A 17544-nucleotide genomic window follows, 5' to 3' on the forward strand; every position below is an offset into this window, starting at 1 on the left:
CCCTCGTCCCGGCGCGGCGCGGGAAACCACGGGAGAGCGACATGGCCACCACCCACGACGGCGACGGATCCTTCGATCCCGGTTACATCGGTCCGGAGGAGACGCGCGAGGCGCGCATCCGCGCCGGCCTGTGGGCGACGGTGCGCCGCGCCGCGCGCGCCATCCCCTTCATCGACGAGGTGGTCGCCGCCTGGTACTGCGCCCTCGATCCGGCGACCCCGAACAAGGTGCGCCTGACCCTGTTCGCGGCGCTCGCCTATTTCGTCGCGCCGATCGACGCTCTGCCCGACTTCCTGCCGATGATCGGCTTCTCCGACGACATCGGCGTGTTGCTCGCCGCGCTGGCGATGGTCCGCTCGCACATCCACGACGACCACCGCGAAGCGGCACGACGGGCCCTCGCCGAAGACGCGGCGCGCGGCTGAGGGGCGGGCGGTTCGCGGCCGCGCAGTCGGCGGTTCGCGCCCGAGCGAGATCGTTCGCCGCCCGCGCCGCCCCCTTCGTAGAGAAGTTGTCGCCGCCCGGTACTGCACCCTCGATCCGGCGCCCCCGATGAAGTGCGTCCGACGCGGGTCGCCGTACTCGCCTGTTTCGTGGCGCCGGTCGATGCCTTGCCCGACGTCCTGCCGGTGATCGGCATGTCGGTCGACCGCGGCGTGCGGCTCCCCGCCCTCCCGCGCCGCCCCCGTCGCGGCGGACCGTCGACCACTCTTGCGAATGCGACGCATTGCCACACTGGTCGATCCCCCCGTAGCACCCCATGTCTCGTCCGTCGGGTGGTCGGCCCCCGCGGCGCAACGCCGGCGGGCCGCATCCGACGCTTCCGGCGTCCGGCCTTGCCCCGGACCGGCGAAAGGACACGCCCCATGACCTTCATTCCCGACGTCGATCTCGGCGTCCACCACCGCCCGACCGACCTGTCGGACCGCGTCGCCCTCGGCGCGACCAAGGTCCTGCGGTTCATCGCCGACACCTTCTTCGCCCAGCGTTACGGCCACCGGGCGGTGGTCCTCGAGACCGTCGCGGCGGTGCCCGGCATGGTCGGTGCGATGCTCACCCACTTGCGCTGCCTGCGTCTGATGCGCGGCGACGACGGCTGGATCCGCACCCTGATGGAGGAGGCGGAGAACGAGCGGATGCATCTGATGACCTTCATCGAGGTCGCCAAGCCGACGCTGTTCGAACGGATGGTGATCCTCGGCGCGCAATGGATCTTCTATCTCGGCTTCTTCGGCCTCTATCTCGTCTCCGCCCGCACCGCCCACCGGCTGGTCGGCTATTTCGAAGAAGAGGCGGTGATCAGCTATACCCATTATCTCGCCGAGATCGACGAGGGACGGTCGCCCAACGGTCCGGCCCCGGCCATCGCCCGCCATTACTGGAAGCTCCCCCCGGAGGCGACGCTGCGCGACGTGGTCCTGGTGGTGCGTGCCGACGAAGCCCACCACCGCGACGTCAACCACGGCTTCGCCGGCGAACTCGGCGGCAAGCCCGTCGATTCCGCGACGATCGCGCCCTATCCCGCGCACGCCGAAGAGTTGACCCATTCGGGGTGAGGGCGGGCAATTTCMCCCCGCCACCAGCACCACCTTGCCCTTGACCCGCCGCGCCGCGATCTCGGCGATCGCGTCGGCCGCCGCGGCGAGCGGGTAGGTCGCCTGGACGTGCGGACGCAGCTTCCCCTCCGCCGCCCAGGCCAGAATCTGCCGCATCTCGATCCCGAAGGCCTCCGGCTCGCGCGCCACGTGGTCGCCCCAGAACACCCCGATCGACGCGGTGCCCTTGAGCAGCAAGAGGTTGAGCGGCGGCTTGGGGATCTCTCCGGCGGCAAATCCCACCACCAGATGGCGCCCCCGCCAGGCCAAGGCCCGCAGCGCCGGCTCGGTGAAGCGGTCGCCGACCAGATCGTAGACGACATCGACGCCACGGCCGTCGGTGAGCTCCTTGAGCCGGGTCTTGAGGTCCTCGGCCTCGTAGTCGACGGCTTCGTCGGCGCCGGCCGCGCGGCAGAAGGCGAGCTTGTCGGCGCCGGCCGCGCAGGCGATCACCCGCGCTCCGAGCAATTTGGCGATCTCGATCGCCGCCTGACCGGCCCCGCCCGACGCCCCGAGAATCGCCACCGTCTCGCCCGGCGCGACCCCGCCGCGATCGGCGAGCCCGTGGATCGCCGTGCCATAGGTTACCGACAAGGTCGCGGCCGGCGTGAAATCGAGGCCGTCGGGCATGGCAGTGAGCGCCGTCGCCGGCACCACCACCTTCTCCCGCGCCCCGCCCCAGCGCAGATGCGCGACCACCCGGTCGCCGACCGAAACGCCGCCGACCCCCGCCCCCAGGCGCTCCACCACCCCGGCGATCTCGCCGCCGGGGGAGAAGGGGAAGTCCGGGCGGAACTGGTAGCGGCCGGCGACGATCAGCGTGTCGAAGAAATTGAGCCCGCAGGCCCGCATCGCCACCACCACCTCGCCGGGGCCGGCGACCGGATCTGGGAGATCCTCGATCGTCAGATCCGCCGGCGTCCCGAACGCCCGGCATACCACCGCCTTCATCCCTGCCCCTCCTCGTCCCGACCCTCGAAACCGGGAGAATCGACGGGTCGGTCGCGCCGGTCCACCCCGACCTTGGGCCCGCGTCAGACCGCCCCGCCGAGCGCCTCGAGCGCCTGCCGCAGCCGCCCGAAGGCCAGCCGCAGCCGCGACTTGACGGTACCGAGCGGCAGACCGGTGACGCCGGCGATCTCCGAATGGGACAATTCGTCGAAGAAGGCGAGGCGCACCAACCGGCGCTGTTCCTCGGGCAATCCGTCGAGCGCCGCCCCGACCCGCACCTCGAGCCGCCGCCGATCGAGGCCGACCTCGGCGCTCTCCGGCGCCTGCGGCTGCAGCATCGGCTCCTCGTCGTCGAAGTCGCGGACCTTGGCGTGGCGCACCGCGTCGATGCGCCGGTTGCGGGCGATGCGGTGGAGCCAGGTGGCGAGCGACGACTTCGCCGGGTCGAACAGCCCGGCCTTGGTCCACAACACCGCCAACACCTCCTGCGCCAGTTCCTCCGCGGTCGCCGCGTCGCAACCGTTGCGCATCAGGTGGGCCTTCAGGCGCGGCGCGAAATGATCGAACAATTCGGCGAAGGCCTGCCGGTCGGCCGACGCGGCGACCCGGGCCGCGAGGGCGGCATGGCGGTCGGCGAGGGGGACGGGCGAATCCTGCGGCATGGTTGGGGTTCCGACGGCGGCGCGACGGGGGCGCCGGGGGTCCGGTGCGTCGCCGCCCGACTTTCGCCTCGTTGGCGGGTCAGCGTCCAGCCCTTCGATGGCCTCGGCGCTCCCGCCGTCGCGCCCCGTGCACATTCGCCGCAGCCGACACGACGGTTCGCCGGCGGGCGGCAACCACTTGGTAACCATCCGCATGTTTTCTGGACTGAGGTTCGACCGCATTCGAGATCGATCGGCGCTGGCGCCCGTCGAGACGACGTCAATGAAACGGGGTGATCGTACGATGAGGACCGCTCCTCTCCACGTCCTGCTGTTCGCGGCCTCCGCCGCGTTCGCCACGACCGCCTGGGCCCAGCAACCCAAGCCCGCCACCCAGCCGACCAAGCCGGCCGCCGCCGCCCCCGCCAAGCCCGCGGCCGCCGCTCCCGCCGCCGGCTCGCCGATGCTGCTGCTCGAATCGAAGGACTGGAAGGCGATCACCGCCGCCGGTCAGAAGGGCAAGATCTGCTTCGCCCTGACCGAGCCGCAGAAGATGGAGCCGCCGACCCTCAATCACGGCAAGGTCTATTTCTTCCTCACCACCCGTCCGGCCGAGAGCGTCCGCAACGAGCCGATGCTCCAGGTCGGCTATACCCTCAAGGAGGGGAGCAAGGTGGTGCTCGACGTCGACGGCCGCAAGTTCCAGATGTTCACCCGCGGCGACAGCGCCTGGCTCGACAACAACGTCGAGCCGGCCGGCCTGATCGATGCCCTGAAGAAGGGCAAGAAGCTCACCGCCACCGGCACCTCCGGTCGCGGCAATCCGACCAACTACGCCTTCTCGATCGCCGGCCTCTCCGGCGCCCTCGACGCGGTCGCCAAGGAATGCAAGTGAGCTCGGGCCGCGGCTGAGCGGGGCATTCTTCCCTCGCCGCCCGATCCGCGCTATTCTGCCCTCCATGCGAGGCGGACGGGGTGACCCGTCCGCCGTTTCGCGTTGCGGAGCGAGCCCGACGCGGGCCCTCCGGACGCCGGCCAGCCGCCGACCGAACCCGAGGATCGTCCCATGACCGTGCCCGCCCCGGCGGCGAATGCCGCGACCTCCGACGTGCTCGCCGGCATCGTCAAGGCGCCCCTCGCGGTGGCCGGCCGCGACGCCGTGCCCTCGTTGCTCGGCCTGACCCGCGACCGCCTCGCCGACACCCTGCGCGAGGCCGGCATCGAGGAGCGCCATCTGCGCATGCGGGTCGGCCAGCTGTGGCACTGGCTCTACCATCGCGGCGCCGCCGACTTCGCGTCGATGAGCAACATCTCCAAGGATCTGCGCGCCGATCTCGCCGGCCGCTTCGTGGTCGGCCGGCCCGAACTGGTGACCGAGCAGATCTCCGTCGACGGCACCCGCAAGTGGCTGTTCCGCTTCCCCTCGCGCGGCGCCGGCCGGCCGGTCGAGGTCGAGACCGTCTATATTCCCGAAGAAGGCCGCGGCACGCTCTGCGTCTCCTCGCAGGTCGGCTGCTCGCTGACCTGCTCGTTCTGCCACACCGGCACCCAGACCATGGTCCGCAACCTCACCGCGGAGGAGATCGTCGCCCAGGTGGTGGTGGCCCGCGAGCGCCTCGGCGACTTCCCCCAGGGCGAGAAGGCCGAAGGTCGCCTGCCCGCCGAGGGGCGTCTGGTCACCAACGTGGTGATGATGGGCATGGGCGAGCCGTTGATGAACTACGACGCGGTGCGCGACGCCATGCAGATCTTCGCCGACGGCGACGGCCTGTCGCTGTCGCGCCGCCGCATCACCCTGTCGACCTCCGGCGTGGTGCCGCTGATCCCGAAGATCGGTGGCGACACCGGGGTGATGCTGGCGATCTCGCTGCACGCGGTGCGCGACGATCTGCGCGACGTGCTGGTCCCGATCAACCGCAAATATCCGATCGCCCAGTTGCTCGAGGCCTGCCGCGCCTATCCGGGCCTGTCCAACGCCCGCCGCATCACCTTCGAATACGTGATGCTGAAGGGGGTCAACGATTCCGCCCAGGACGCCCGCGAGCTGGTGCGGCTGCTGCGCGGCATCCCCGCCAAGATCAATCTGATCCCGTTCAATCCCTGGCCCGGGTCGATCTACGAATGTTCGAGCTGGGATCGCATCGAGGCCTTCGCCGAGATCGTCAATCGCGCCGGTTACGCCAGCCCGATCCGCACCCCGCGCGGTCGCGACATCCTCGCCGCCTGCGGCCAGCTGAAGTCGGCCTCCGAACGGCTGAAGATCGGCGAACGTCTGGCCCTCGAGGCGATGATCGGCTCCAACGGCGACGACGACTGACGCCGCCCTCGACGGCCGTCGGTCTCGACAGCCGCCCGCCGCCGGCGCGAAGATGAATCGCCCGAATCGTCCTCCTCGCGTCCCGGATCCGCCATGGCGTCGCACGACACTCTCCCCACCACGGGCCGTCCCGCGGTCGCCGACGGCCGCCTCGGGCGGATCGCCGGCGGCTATGCGCTGGCCTGCCTCGCCGCGGCGGTGGTGCGCACCCTCGGTCTCGTCGCCGAAGAGAGTTTCGAGCGCGGCCTCGCCACGGTGATCGCCGCCAACGGCGTCGGCGCGCTGATCCTGGTGCCGATCGCCTCGACCGTGGTGATCTTCGTCGCCGCCGCGCCCTTCGCCACCGCCGCCCTGGTGGTCGCCGAGAGCCGTCGCTGGCGCGCCGCCGCGGCCTATCTCGCCGCCGGCGCGATCGTCGGCCCGGCCACCCAGGTCCTGGTGGCGATCGTCGACGGCTCGACCGCCGCGCCTTCGGCCGGGCTGTCCGGGCTCGCGGCGATCGCGGGGTTGGCCGGCGGCTGGGTCCATTGGCTGGTGGCGGTACGCGCCTCCCCGCCTGCCCCGCTGGTCCCGCCGCGCCGCGACGAACCGACCGGCGAACCGTCGCCGGAGCCCGAACTCGTGGCCGCCGAACCGCCGGACTGGAATCGCCCGTGATCGATCTCCCCCACCTGCTCGGCCGCCTGCTGATCGTCGCCCTGGCCTTTCTCGCCGCCGTCGTCGCCTCGCTGCTGGTGATCGGTGCCGGTCTCGACGTGGTGTCGGCCGGCGAACGCCTCGCCGTCGATCCCGACCTGCCGCGCTTCGTCGGTCTGGTCCTCCGCCTGCTGCGCGGCGCGGCGATCGTTCCGGCCCTGGCGGTGGCGGTGTGGCCGGCCTGGCTCGCCGCCGGCCTCATCGGCGAAGCTCTCGGCGTGCGCGGCCTGATCGTCCATCTCGTCGCCGGGGCCGCCCTGGCGGTCGCCGGTGTCGCCGCGACCTTGCCGGGGATCGCCGCCGGCGGCCTGCAACTCGCCGCCGCCGCGGGATTCGTCGCCGGTTTCGTCCATTGGGCGATCGCCGGTCGCAGCGCCGGCCTCACGCGCCGCGCGCCGCCGCCGGACGGCCCGCGCGGCCCCTGACCCCTATCGCGAGAGGAGACGCCCCATGGCCGAGCATTTCGACGTGGTGATCTGCGGCGGGGCGATCATGGGCTCGTCGGTCGCCTGGGCACTGACCCGCGATCCCGCCTGGACCGGCCGCGTCCTGGTGGTCGAGAAGGACCCGACCTACGCCCGCTCGGCGACGACACTGTCGGCCGCCTCGATCCGTCAGCAGTTCTCGACGCCCGAGAACATCCGCCTGTCGCGGTACGGCATCGAGGTGATTCGCGATCTGAAGACCCTGTTCGGGCCGGAGGCCGACATCGGCTTCGTCGAACGCGGCTATCTGACCCTGGCGAGCCCGGCCGGCGTGCCGATCCTCGAGGCCAACCACCGCGTCCAACAGGCCGGGGGCGCCGACATCGAGCTCCTCGAGCCCGACGCGATCGCCCGGCGCTGGCCGTGGATGTCGCTCGACGGCATCGCCCGCGCCGCCTACGGCCGCTCCGGCGAGGGCTGGTTCGACGCCCATATGCTGCTCGATCTCGTGCGGCGCGCGGCGCGGGCCGGCGGCGCGGTCTATGCCCAGGCCGCGGTCACCGGGATCGACCGCGTCGGTGACCGGATCACCGGGGTCACGCTCTCCGACGGCCGGCGGATCGCCTGCGACGCCTTCGTCGATGCCGCAGGCCCCGCGGCCGGCGACGTCGCCCGCCTCGCCGGGCTCGACCTGCCGGTCGAACCGCGCAAGCGCTGCGTCTTCGTGGTCCATTGCCGCGAGGAGGTGCCCGGCCTGCCGATGCTGATCGACGGCACCGCGGTCGCCTCCGGCGTCTATGTCCGGCCCGAAGGCCGCTTCCACATCTGCGGCGTCTCGCCCGACGAGGCCGACGACGCGCGCGCCGACGACGACGACTTCGAGGTCGACTATCGGCTCTACGAGGACGTGATCTGGCCGGCGCTCGCCACCCGCATCCCGGCCTTCGAGAGCCTGAAGCTGGTGCGCGCCTGGGCCGGCCACTACGATTTCCACACTTTCGACCACAACGCGGTGATCGGCCGTCATCCGCAGGTCACCAACTTCGTGTTCTGCAACGGCTTTTCCGGCCATGGCATCCAGCAGGGCCCGGCCGCCGGCCGCGCCGTCGCCGAGCTCCTGGTGCACGGCGCTTTCCGCTCGATCGACCTGACGGTCTTCGGCTACGATCGCCTCGCCGCCGGCCGCAAGGTCGAGGAACTGAACATCATCTGAGCGACGGCGGGGCCCGTCGTCAGCGAGGGGAAGCGATGGACGCGCCCGCGACGCCGGCGGTGCTGGTGATCTCCTCCCAGGTCGCGCGCGGCGCGGTCGGGGCCCGCGGCGCAGTGTTCGCGCTCGAGCGGCTCGGTCTGACCGTCTGGCTGGTGCCGACCGTGTGGCTGCCCTGGCACCCCGGCCACGGCCGCGCCGGCCGCATCGTCCCCGAGAGCCAGGCCTTCGCCGCCGGCCTCGCCGAGCTCGCCGAATGCGAGGCGGCCGGCGAGGTCGCCACCGTCCTGACCGGCTATTTCGCGGAAGCTGCCCAGGTCGAGGCGGCCGCCGCGCTGGTCGAGCGGCTGCGCCTCGTGACCCCCGGCCTGCGGCTGGTGGTCGATCCGGTGATCGGCGACGGCCACGCCCTCTACGTGCCGGAACCGGTCGCCGCGGCGGTGCGCGACCGGCTGCTGCCGCTCGCCGACATCGCCMCCCCCAATCTGTTCGAGGCCGGATGGCTTTCGGGTCTGCCGGTCGGCTCGACCGCCGAGACCCTCGCCGCCGCCCGTTCGCTCGGCCTGCCGAGCGTCGTCGTCACCTCCGCCCCGGCGATGATGACCCGGTCGATCGCCACCTTGCTGGTGACCGCCGATGCGGCGGTGCAGATCGAACATCCGGCGATCGACGGCGCCCCCCACGGCACCGGCGATCTCCTCGCCGCGCTCGTCGCCGCGCGCCTGACCCAGGGTGCCGGCGCCGAGGCGGCGGTGACCCGGGCGGTGGCCAGCGTGTTCGATCTGGTCGCCCGCTCGGTGCGCGCCGGCTCGGACGAATTGCGGCTGGCCGCCGAACAGGACAGTCTGGTCCATTCGCTGGCCCAGGTGACGGTGCGCCGCATCGGCGAGGCCCGACCGCGCCCGCTGCGGCCCCACCCGGTGCCGATCGGCTGACGCAGGAGATCGCGGTGACCGCACCCGACGCCCGTGAAGCGCCGCCGGTCCTCGCCGGCGTCGACGGCTGCCCGGCCGGCTGGCTGGCCTGCCGGGTCGCCGCGACCGGGCCGCTGATGCCGGAGATCCGCATCTTTCCCCGGATCGCCGATCTCCTCGACGGCCCCGACGCGCCGGCGCTCACCGCCATCGACATGCCGATCGGCCTCTCCGACGCCGTCGGCCCGGGTGGCCGCGGCCCGGAGCGGCTGGTGCGTGCCCGGCTCGGCGCCCGACAGTCGTCGGTGTTTTCGATTCCCGCGCGCGCCGCGGTCTTCGCCGGCGAAGGCCTCGACGAGCGCGAAGCCTATGCCCGCGCCTGCGCCACGGCGCTCGCCACCTCGACGCCGCCACGCAAAGTGTCGAAACAGGGCTTTCATCTCTTCCCCAAGATCCGCGAACTCGATCGCTGGATGACCCCCGAGCGGGCGGCACGGGTGATCGAGAGCCACCCGGAACTGGCCTTCGCGCACCTGAACGGCGGAGCCCCGATGACCCTGCCGAAGAAGGTCGAGGGCCGGCCGAACCCGCCCGGCCTCGACGAGCGCCGCGATCTGCTGGTCGCCCACGGCTTCGAGCGCGCCCTGCTCGAGGCCCGCCCGCCGCGCGGCGCCGCCGCCGACGATCTCCTCGACGCCTGCGTCCTGGCGCTGGTCGCCCGCCGCTGGGTCGCAGGCCGCGGGGTGTCCCATCCCGCCGAACCCGAGCACGACGCCCGCGGCCTGCCGATGCGCATCTGCGCCTGATCGCCCGCGCTCCTCGCCCTACCTACGACCAAGGCGGCATTGCCCGCCCGGATCGCTTCCGGCACTACGGGACCGGCGCCGAGGGAGGCACAGCATGACCAAGACCAATGCCGGCAATTTCTTCGAAGACTTCCGCATCGGCCAGGTGATTCGCCATGCCACGCCGCGCACCGTCACGGTCGGCGAGGTCGCGCTCTATGGCGCCCTCTACGGCGGTCGCTGCGCGGTCCAGTCGTCCGACGCCTTCGCCAAGGCCGTCGGCTGGCCGCGCGCGCCGGTCGACGACCTCCTGGTGTTCCATGTCGTCTTCGGCAAGACCGTGCCCGACGTGTCGCTCAATGCGGTGGCCAATCTCGGCTATGCCGGCTGCCGCTTCCTCGCCCCGGTCTATCCCGGCGACACCCTATCGACGGTTTCGGAAGTGATCGGGCTCAAGGAGAATTCCAACGGCAAGACCGGCGTCGTCTACGTCCGCTCGACCGGCTACGATCAGGACGGCCGCGAAGTGCTCGACTACGTGCGCTGGGTGATGGTCCGCAAGCGCGACGAGGCGGCGGTGGTCGCCGATCAGCTGATTCCCGAACTGCCGGCGGCGCTCGCCCCCGACCAGCTCGGCTCGGCGGTGCCCTTCCTCGATCGGAGCGCCTGGGACGACGAGCTGTCCGGCAGCCGCCACCGCTTCGCCGACTACAGGGTCGGCGAGCGCATCGACCACGTCGACGGCGTCACCGTCGAGGAGGCCGAGCACATGCTCGCCACCCGGCTCTATCAGAACACCGCCAAGGTCCACTTCAACCAGTGGACCGAAGGCCAGGGCCGCTTCGGGCGCCGCCTGATCTACGGCGGCCACGTCATCAGCCTCGCCCGCGCCCTGTCGTTCAACGGGCTGGCCAACGCCTTCCACGTCGCGGCGATCAACGGCGGCCGTCACGTCGCCCCGCTGTTCGCCGGCTCGACCGTCTTCGCCTGGTCGGAAGTGCTCGACACCGCCGAATTGCCCGGCCGCGACGACGTCGGCGCCCTGCGTCTGCGCACCGTGGCGACCAAGGACCGGCCGACCGCCGACTTCCCGCTGAAGATCGACGGCGGCGATTGGGATCCCGGCGTGATCCTCGATCTCGACTACTGGGTGTTGATGCCGCGTTGACCCCCTCCGAAATGTCACTGAATGGCGCCGCTTCACGCGAGGGTGTACAGATCCTCGCGCGGTTGCGAAGCGCCTCATGCTTTTGGACGTTTTGACGCATCCGCGCAAAAAGGGTTAGAAGGCTTCAACCTAAGCGCCACTCGCCGTCGATGGCTCTTGACCTTCGGGTGCCATCGCTGCGCCGGTCCAACCCCGAGGGATCCAAGGCAGGCCGATGTCGACACAGAGCAAACCCGGCAGTGGGGTCGAGCGCCCCCTCTCGCCCCATCTCTTCATCTATGCGCCCAGCTGGACGATGGTCATGTCCGTCGTCCACCGTGGCACGGGCGCCGCGCTCTATTTCGGCACGCTGCTTCTCGCCGCCTGGCTGATCGCCGTCGGCGCCGGCAAATCCAGCTACGACACCGTCCAGTGGATGTTCAATTCCTGGCTCGGTCAGCTGGTGCTCCTCGGCTTCACCTGGTCGCTGCTCTGTCACCTGCTCGGCGGCATCCGCTTCCTCATCTGGGACCTGGTCTACGGGTTCGGAGAGAAGGAACGGCGCTGGCTGGCGATCGGCACCTATGTCCTGTCCGGCGTGTTGACGGTTCTCGTCTTCATCGTCGGCTACATCGTCAAGTGAGGTGACGCGATGAGCATGCGCACGCCCTTGTCTCGCATCACCGGCCGCGGGTCGTCGAAGTTCGGCACCGAGGATTATTGGATCCAGCGGGTCTCCGCCGTCGCCCTGGTGCCGCTGTCGATCTTCTTCGTCCTGGTCCTGATCTGCCTCGTCGGCGCCCCCTACGAGAAGGCCCACGCGGTCCTCGGCTCGCCGTGGGTCGCCATTCCGATGGGCGCCACGGTGATCGCCGCCGTCGTCCACATGCGGATCGGCATCCAGGTCATCATCGAGGACTACACCCCCTCGGACCTCGGCAAGATCGCTTTCGTTCTCTTGAACAACTTCTTCTCGGCGCTGGTCGCTCTGGCGATCCTCTGGGCGGTCGCGAAACTCTCGTTCGGGATGTGAGGAACATGGCCGTCAATTCTTCCACCAACGCTCCGGGCATCACGAACGCCGCCTATCGCTTCGTCGACCACACCTTCGACGTGGTCGTCGTCGGGGCCGGCGGCGCGGGCCTGCGCGCCGTCGTCGGCGCCTCCGAGGCCGGTCTCAAGACCGCCTGTATCACCAAGGTGTTCCCCACCCGCTCGCACACCGTTGCGGCGCAGGGCGGTGTCGCCGCTTCGCTCGGCAACATGGGACGCGACGACTGGCGCTTCCACATGTACGACACGGTCAAGGGCTCCGACTGGCTCGGCGACCAGGACGCCATCGAATATCTGGTGCGCAATGCGCCGGACGCCGTCTACGAGCTCGAGCACTGGGGCGTTCCCTTCTCGCGCACCGAAGAGGGCAAGATCTACCAGCGTCCGTTCGGCGGCATGACCACCGACTACGGCGCCGGCATCGCCCAGCGCACCTGCGCCGCCGCCGACCGCACCGGCCATGCCATGCTGCACACGCTCTATGGCCAGTCGCTGCGCTTCGGCGCGCAGTTCTTCATCGAATACTTCGCCATCGACCTGATCATGGACGCCGAAGGCGCCTGCCGTGGTGTCGTCGCTCTCGACCTCGAGACCGGCACCCTGCATCGCTACCGCGCCCACAAGACGATCCTGGCCACCGGCGGCTACGGCCGCGCCTTCTTCTCCTGCACCTCGGCCCATACCTGCACCGGCGACGGCGGCGGCATGGTGCTGCGCGCCGGCCTGCCGCTGCAGGACATGGAGTTCGTGCAGTTCCACCCGACCGGCGTCTACGGCGCCGGCGTGTTGATCACCGAAGGCGCCCGCGGCGAAGGCGGCTATCTCACCAATTCCGCCGGCGAACGCTTCATGGAGCGTTATGCGCCGTCGGCCAAGGACCTGGCGTCGCGTGACGTGGTCTCGCGCTCGATCACCATCGAGATCCGCGAAGGCCGGGGTGTGGGCAAGAACAAGGACCACATCCACCTGAACCTCAGCCATCTCGACCCTGCGATTCTGGCGGAACGTCTCCCGGGCATCACCGAGAGCGCCAAGATCTTCGCCGGCGTCGACCTGACCAAGGAGCCGATCCCGATCCTGCCGACCGTCCACTACAACATGGGCGGCATCCCCACCAACTTCCACGGTGAGGTGCTGACCAAGAAGGACGGCAATCCGGACAGCGTCGTTCCCGGCCTGATGGCGATCGGCGAAGCGGCCTGCGTGTCGGTCCACGGCGCCAACCGCCTGGGCTCGAACTCGCTGACCGACCTCGTGGTGTTCGGCCGCGCCGCCGGCCTGCGCTGCCGCGAGACGGTCAAGGCGGGCGATCGCCACCAGGATCTGCCGGCCGGTGCCGGCGAGATCGCGGTGTCGCGTCTCGACGGCTTCCGCAACGCCCGCGGCTCGACCCCGACCGCCGAACTGCGCCTCGCCATGCAGAAGACCATGCAGAACAACTGCGCGGTGTTCCGCACCGGCGAGATCCTCGCCGAAGGCCAGAAGCTGATCCAAGAGGTCTGGGAAGGCCTGCCGACCGTCAAGGTCACCGACCGTTCGCTGGTTTGGAACAGCGATCTGGTCGAGACCCTGGAGTTCGACAACCTCATCACCCAGGCGGTGGTCACCATGAACGGGGCCGCCAACCGTCAGGAGAGCCGGGGCGCCCACGCGCGCGAGGACTTCCCCGATCGCGACGACGCCAACTGGATGAAGCACACGCTCGCCTGGGCCGACGGCGCCACCAACAAGGTGACGCTCGATTCGCGCCCGGTGCACACCTACACGATGTCCAACGACATCGCGTACATCCAGCCCAAGGCCCGCGTGTACTGACTTCACCCGAGATCGTCCCGTCGGTCGCGTGAAGCGACCGACGCCCGGTTCGACAGACGGATCAAGAGAAGGGCAGACCGACAATGGTTCAGCTCCTGTTGCCTAAAAATTCCCGGATCCAGACCGGCAAGACCTGGCCCAAGCCCGATGGCGGCACACGGCTCAAGGAATTCCGGATCTACCGGTGGAATCCCGACGACGGCAAGCTGCCGCAGATCGACACCTACTTCGTCGATCTCGACGACTGCGGGCCGATGGTCCTCGACGGCCTGATCTACCTCAAGAACAAGATCGACCCGACGCTGACCTTCCGCCGCTCCTGCCGTGAAGGCATCTGCGGCTCCTGCGCGATGAACATCGACGGGCTCAACACCCTCGCCTGCACCAAGGGTCTCGACGAGATCAAGGGCAAGGTGAAGGTCTATCCGCTGCCGCACATGCCGGTGGTCAAGGACCTGATCCCCGACCTGACCGGCTTCTATGCCCAGCATCGGGCGATCGAGCCCTGGCTGAAGACCGTGTCGCCGACCCCGCAGACCGAATGGCTGCAGAGCCACGACGACCGCGCCAAGCTCGACGGTCTCTACGAGTGCATCCTGTGCGCCTCGTGCTCGACCTCGTGCCCGAGCTACTGGTGGAACGGCGACCGCTATCTCGGCCCCGCCGTGCTGCTCCAGGCCTATCGCTGGCTGATCGACAGCCGCGACGAAGCCACCGGCGACCGCCTCGACGAACTCGAGGATCCGTTCCGGCTCTATCGCTGCCACACGATCATGAACTGCGCCAACACCTGCCCGAAGAATCTCAATCCGGCCAAGGCGATCGCAGAGATCAAGAAGATGCTGATCGAGCGCCGTCTCTGACGCGTCCGCCTCTTCCCGAAACGACGAAACGCCCCGGTCGGATCCTCCGCCGGGGCGTTTTCATGTCTCGAGAAGACCGTCTGGGGCGGCCCGTGACCCGCGCCGTCAGGCGGTGGGCCCGAACGGCCGGCGCGGCAGGACGCGCTTCTGCATCTCGACCACCGCGGTCGCCCAACCGAAGGAATCGCGCATCGCCTCGGCCAGGACCGAGGCCGGCGACGGCGTCTCCGGGACAAGCAAGCCGACCACGTCGCCGCCGTCCCATTCGAGTTCGGCGCCGTTGCGCCGGGCGAGATGCTGCATCTGACGGTTCGAGGCGAGGCAGTTCATGTAGAGGCGGCGGATGCGGCGGTTGCGCGCGGTGAGCAGCACCCGGGCCATCAGGCGGGTGCCGAAGCCGCGGCCCTGCCAGTCGCTCTCGACGCTGAAGGCCGCCTCGGCCGCCGCCGAATCCGATCCGCCGAGGCGCAGTTCGCCGCAGCCGACGATCGCCTCGCCGACGAACAGGCCGTGGATCGCGGTGTCGGTCGAGAAACTGGTCTCGGCATAGCGCGCCACGAAGGCGTCGCTCGCCGCCATGCCGAAGCGGTTGCGCCGGGTGGCGGGGTCGAGGCGCATCAGATGCTCGCGGAACGCCGCCGTGTCACCGACCCACAGCTTGCGAATCGTCCCGGACAGGGAGGGGTCGCTCATGATCTCGTCCTTTCGACCGCACCGCAGCATCAACTGATATTTTATTTTGCGGTGCGATGTGGCGAGAATGGGGCAGAGAGCAAAATTACTTAAGCCTAAAGGCGAATGCAGCGAAGCGCGGTCTGGTGCGTTGCATCATCGCACGCCGCGGGACACGCCCGAAAATCACCGTGAAGCCGGTCCAAGGTCGCGCATCGAGATCGGAAGGGATCGCCTCCGATGCCGGTTCGCGGTAGAACCGCGCCGTTGTGCGATCGAGGAGCCGACACAGATGATTCGCGGAAAAGTCCTGGTTCTCGCGGTGGTCACCGCCGCGGCGCTCGCCGGCTGCGGCCGCCTCGGCCTGTCCGACAGCGGTTCCCGTCGCGTCCAGCCGGTCCAGCAGACCTTCGAGCCGCTGCCGGCCGCTCCGACCGCCACCGTCACCCAGGACACCCTGCAGCCGCTGCCGCCCGCCGGCCCCGCGGCCGGCGCTCCCATCGCCGGCGCCCCGGTCGATCCGATGGCCCCGCCCGCGGCCTATCCCGGCGCGGCGCCGCTCGCCCCCGGCGCGGCCAAGCCCGCCCAGGTCGCCGAGGCCGCCCCCGAGAAGGGCATGCCGGTGGTCAGCGGCGACTTCACCGGCGGTTGGGGCATGACCACCCCGACCGACCATTGCCAGCTCTCCGCCAGCACCACCGCCTGGGCCGGCGGCAGCCGCGTCTCGTCGCGCGGCTGCACCTCGCCCGATCTCCAGAAGATCTCGGCCTGGGTGATCGCCGACAACCGCATCGTGCTCAAGGGCTCCGACGGTTCGATCGTCGGCACGGTCGCCAAGGTCGCCAAGGACCGCTTCGTCGGCCAGACCTCGACCCGTCAGACCCTGTCCCTGAGCCGCTGATCGGGCGGCGATCCGAAGGAGAAGGCCGCCATGGCGCTCGTCCGTCTGCTCGCCGACGAAGAGATGGCGCCGGAAGCCCGCGCCGTCTTCGCCGAGATCCGTGCCGCCCGCGGGACCGACTACGTCAACGACTTCTGGCGGGCACTGGCCAACGATCCGGCGTCGCTGCGCCGCACCTGGGACAGCGTGAAACAGGTGATGGCCCCCGGCGCCCTCGATCCGCTGGTCAAGGAGATGCTCTACGTCGCCGTGTCGATCGCCAACGGCTGCGACTACTGCATCAACACCCACACCGCCTCGGCCCGCGCCAAGGGCCTGACCGAGGCGCAGTTGATGGAACTGGTGGCGGTGGTCGGCATGGCGTCGGAGACCAACCGCATGGTCGGCGCGCTGCAGGTCCCGGTCGACGCGATCTACCGCGAGCCGCGCTGACGCGGCCCGCGCGCGCCACGCCGCTCAATAATCGCCGAGCACCACGTCGTCGGTAAAGTCGACGCCGTCGACGTCCTTGACCACCGCCTGACCGCAGATCACCCGACCCTTGGCCGCGTCGAAGGTCAGCGACGGGGCGCCGTGCAGCGCCCAGCCCTTGTTCAGCGCCGCCGAGACGCGCTTGCAGAAGGCCGTGTCGTCCGGCCCGGTCAGGAAACGATAGAGCTTCATGCTGGTCTCCTCAGGCGCCGATCGCCGCGATGGCGCGGGCGATCGCCACGGTGCGTTCGGCCATCTCGGCGTGCAGCCGTTCGACCATGCGGCCATCGAGGCTGATCACCGCCTTCAGCGCGTTCTCCGGCAGGGCGAAGGCGGCAATGATCTTCTCGCCCTGGGCCACTTCCTCGGCCGTCGGTGAGAACACTTCGTTGGCCACCGCCAACTGGTTGGGATGGATCAGCGTCTTGCCGTCCATGCCGAGATCGCGGCCCTGTTCGCACTCGAGCCGGTAGCCCTCGGCGTCGGAGAGATTGTTGTAGACCCCATCGATCACCTCGAGCCCATGGGCGCGTGCGGCGGCCAGCGCGATCGCCAGCCACGGCAGCATCGGCGCCCGGCCCGGCACGAAGCGGGCCCGCGTCTCCTTGGCGAGATCGTTGGTGCCGAGCACCATCACGGTGAGCCGCCGACCGGCGGTCTCGTGGCGCGCCGCGGCGATCGCTCCGGCGTTGAGCACGGCGAGCGGCGTCTCGAACATCGCCCAGATCGCCACCCGCTCGGGCACCCCGAGCGCGTCGAGGATCGCCCCGGCCTCGAACACGTCGGCGGCGGTCGACACCTTGGGGATCAGGATCGCATCGGGCGCGGCCGCCCCGGCCGCCGCCAGATCGGCGCGGCCCCACGGACCGGCGAGGCCGTTGATGCGGATCACCACTTCGCGCGACCCGAAACCACCGGCGGTCACCGCCGCCACGACTTGAGCGCGCGCCACCTCCTTGGCATCGGGCGCGACCGAATCCTCGAGGTCGAGGATCACCGCATCCGTCGCGAGCGTCTTGGCCTTGTCGAGCGCGCGGGCGTTCGACCCCGGCATGTAGAGAACGCTGCGGCGCGGGCGGATGGTCATG

Annotated in this window: 20 protein-coding genes and 1 pseudogene; 16 read left to right on the top strand and 5 right to left on the bottom strand. The window is 70.2% G+C overall.

Annotated features, from left to right (window positions below; all coding sequences use genetic code 11):
* Positions 1-41: 41 nt before the first annotated feature.
* Entirely contained in the window at positions 42-425 is a 384-nt protein-coding gene (locus EYW49_RS05250) for a YkvA family protein (protein ID WP_131306925.1), read from the top strand.
* Positions 426-866: 441 nt separating this feature from the next.
* Positions 867-1556 carry an alternative oxidase gene (locus EYW49_RS05255; protein ID WP_131306927.1) on the top strand — a complete coding sequence of 230 codons (690 nt, stop codon included), beginning with the start codon at positions 867-869 and terminating at the stop codon, positions 1554-1556.
* A 36-nt stretch (positions 1557-1592) separates the two neighbouring features.
* On the opposite strand, the pseudogene EYW49_RS05260 reads toward EYW49_RS05255, so the two are convergent.
* Together EYW49_RS05260 and EYW49_RS05265 are read right to left on the bottom strand one after the other, a co-directional pair.
* Positions 1593-2546, bottom strand: a pseudogene (locus EYW49_RS05260) (NADPH:quinone oxidoreductase family protein); the annotation flags it as partial.
* Positions 2547-2629: 83 nt separating this feature from the next.
* Positions 2630-3208 carry a sigma-70 family RNA polymerase sigma factor gene (locus EYW49_RS05265; RefSeq protein ID WP_131306929.1) on the bottom strand — a complete coding sequence of 193 codons (579 nt, stop codon included), beginning with the start codon at positions 3206-3208 and terminating at the stop codon, positions 2630-2632.
* Between the two features lie 283 nt (positions 3209-3491).
* On the opposite strand from EYW49_RS05265, the gene EYW49_RS05270 reads away from it, so the two are divergent.
* The 12 genes from EYW49_RS05270 to EYW49_RS05325 all read left to right on the top strand — a co-directional run bounded on the left by EYW49_RS05270 (position 3492) and on the right by EYW49_RS05325 (position 14412).
* Entirely contained in the window at positions 3492-4082 is a 591-nt protein-coding gene (locus EYW49_RS05270) for an invasion associated locus B family protein (RefSeq protein WP_131306931.1), read from the top strand.
* A 171-nt stretch (positions 4083-4253) separates the two neighbouring features.
* Complete coding sequence (gene rlmN / locus EYW49_RS05275) at positions 4254-5504, top strand: 23S rRNA (adenine(2503)-C(2))-methyltransferase RlmN (RefSeq protein ID WP_131306933.1); 1251 nt, start codon at positions 4254-4256, stop codon at positions 5502-5504.
* A gap of 93 nt (positions 5505-5597) precedes the next feature.
* The gene (locus tag EYW49_RS05280; RefSeq protein ID WP_131306935.1) at positions 5598-6161 is read left to right on the top strand and encodes a hypothetical protein; all 564 of its coding nucleotides are present in this window, start codon (positions 5598-5600) and stop codon (positions 6159-6161) included.
* Complete coding sequence (locus EYW49_RS05285) at positions 6158-6625, top strand: hypothetical protein (protein WP_131306937.1); 468 nt, start codon at positions 6158-6160, stop codon at positions 6623-6625. The genes EYW49_RS05280 and EYW49_RS05285 overlap by 4 nt, the downstream gene beginning before the upstream one ends.
* 25 nt (positions 6626-6650) lie before the next feature.
* Positions 6651-7838 carry an NAD(P)/FAD-dependent oxidoreductase gene (locus tag EYW49_RS05290; protein WP_131306939.1) on the top strand — a complete coding sequence of 396 codons (1188 nt, stop codon included), beginning with the start codon at positions 6651-6653 and terminating at the stop codon, positions 7836-7838.
* A 35-nt stretch (positions 7839-7873) separates the two neighbouring features.
* Positions 7874-8770 (top strand): pyridoxal kinase, encoded by an 897-nt coding sequence (gene pdxY, locus EYW49_RS05295; RefSeq protein ID WP_131306941.1) that lies wholly within the window; start codon positions 7874-7876, stop codon positions 8768-8770.
* Between the two features lie 14 nt (positions 8771-8784).
* Entirely contained in the window at positions 8785-9555 is a 771-nt protein-coding gene (locus EYW49_RS05300; protein ID WP_131306943.1) for a DUF429 domain-containing protein, read from the top strand.
* A 94-nt stretch (positions 9556-9649) separates the two neighbouring features.
* A complete protein-coding gene (locus EYW49_RS05305; RefSeq protein ID WP_131306945.1) occupies positions 9650-10702 on the top strand; it encodes a MaoC family dehydratase in 1053 nt (350 codons plus the stop codon).
* 214 nt (positions 10703-10916) lie between these two features.
* A complete protein-coding gene (sdhC, locus tag EYW49_RS05310; RefSeq protein WP_131306947.1) occupies positions 10917-11324 on the top strand; it encodes a succinate dehydrogenase, cytochrome b556 subunit in 408 nt (135 codons plus the stop codon).
* Between the two features lie 9 nt (positions 11325-11333).
* Positions 11334-11714 carry a succinate dehydrogenase, hydrophobic membrane anchor protein gene (gene sdhD / locus EYW49_RS05315; protein ID WP_131306949.1) on the top strand — a complete coding sequence of 127 codons (381 nt, stop codon included), beginning with the start codon at positions 11334-11336 and terminating at the stop codon, positions 11712-11714.
* A 5-nt stretch (positions 11715-11719) separates the two neighbouring features.
* The gene (sdhA, locus tag EYW49_RS05320) at positions 11720-13549 is read left to right on the top strand and encodes a succinate dehydrogenase flavoprotein subunit (protein ID WP_131306951.1); all 1830 of its coding nucleotides are present in this window, start codon (positions 11720-11722) and stop codon (positions 13547-13549) included.
* 83 nt (positions 13550-13632) lie between these two features.
* The gene (locus tag EYW49_RS05325; protein ID WP_131306953.1) at positions 13633-14412 is read left to right on the top strand and encodes a succinate dehydrogenase iron-sulfur subunit; all 780 of its coding nucleotides are present in this window, start codon (positions 13633-13635) and stop codon (positions 14410-14412) included.
* A 105-nt stretch (positions 14413-14517) separates the two neighbouring features.
* Here EYW49_RS05325 and EYW49_RS05330 read toward each other — a convergent pair whose 3' ends face one another.
* Entirely contained in the window at positions 14518-15105 is a 588-nt protein-coding gene (locus EYW49_RS05330) for a GNAT family N-acetyltransferase (RefSeq protein WP_165498135.1), read from the bottom strand.
* 271 nt (positions 15106-15376) lie between these two features.
* Here EYW49_RS05330 and EYW49_RS05335 point away from each other — a divergent pair, with 271 nt between their 5' ends.
* A complete protein-coding gene (locus EYW49_RS05335) occupies positions 15377-15985 on the top strand; it encodes an AprI/Inh family metalloprotease inhibitor (protein ID WP_165498136.1) in 609 nt (202 codons plus the stop codon).
* Positions 15986-16015: 30 nt separating this feature from the next.
* Entirely contained in the window at positions 16016-16417 is a 402-nt protein-coding gene (locus tag EYW49_RS05340) for a carboxymuconolactone decarboxylase family protein (RefSeq protein ID WP_131306958.1), read from the top strand.
* A 24-nt stretch (positions 16418-16441) separates the two neighbouring features.
* On the opposite strand, the gene EYW49_RS05345 is transcribed toward EYW49_RS05340, so the two are convergent.
* Positions 16442-16648 (bottom strand): DUF1737 domain-containing protein, encoded by a 207-nt coding sequence (locus tag EYW49_RS05345; protein ID WP_131306960.1) that lies wholly within the window; start codon positions 16646-16648, stop codon positions 16442-16444.
* Between the two features lie 10 nt (positions 16649-16658).
* Complete coding sequence (locus EYW49_RS05350; protein ID WP_131306962.1) at positions 16659-17543, bottom strand: HpcH/HpaI aldolase/citrate lyase family protein; 885 nt, start codon at positions 17541-17543, stop codon at positions 16659-16661.
* Position 17544: the final 1 nt, after the last annotated feature.

It is taken from the genome of Siculibacillus lacustris, from assembly GCF_004328075.1.
Classification (GTDB): Bacteria; Pseudomonadota; Alphaproteobacteria; order Rhizobiales; family Ancalomicrobiaceae; genus Siculibacillus; species Siculibacillus lacustris.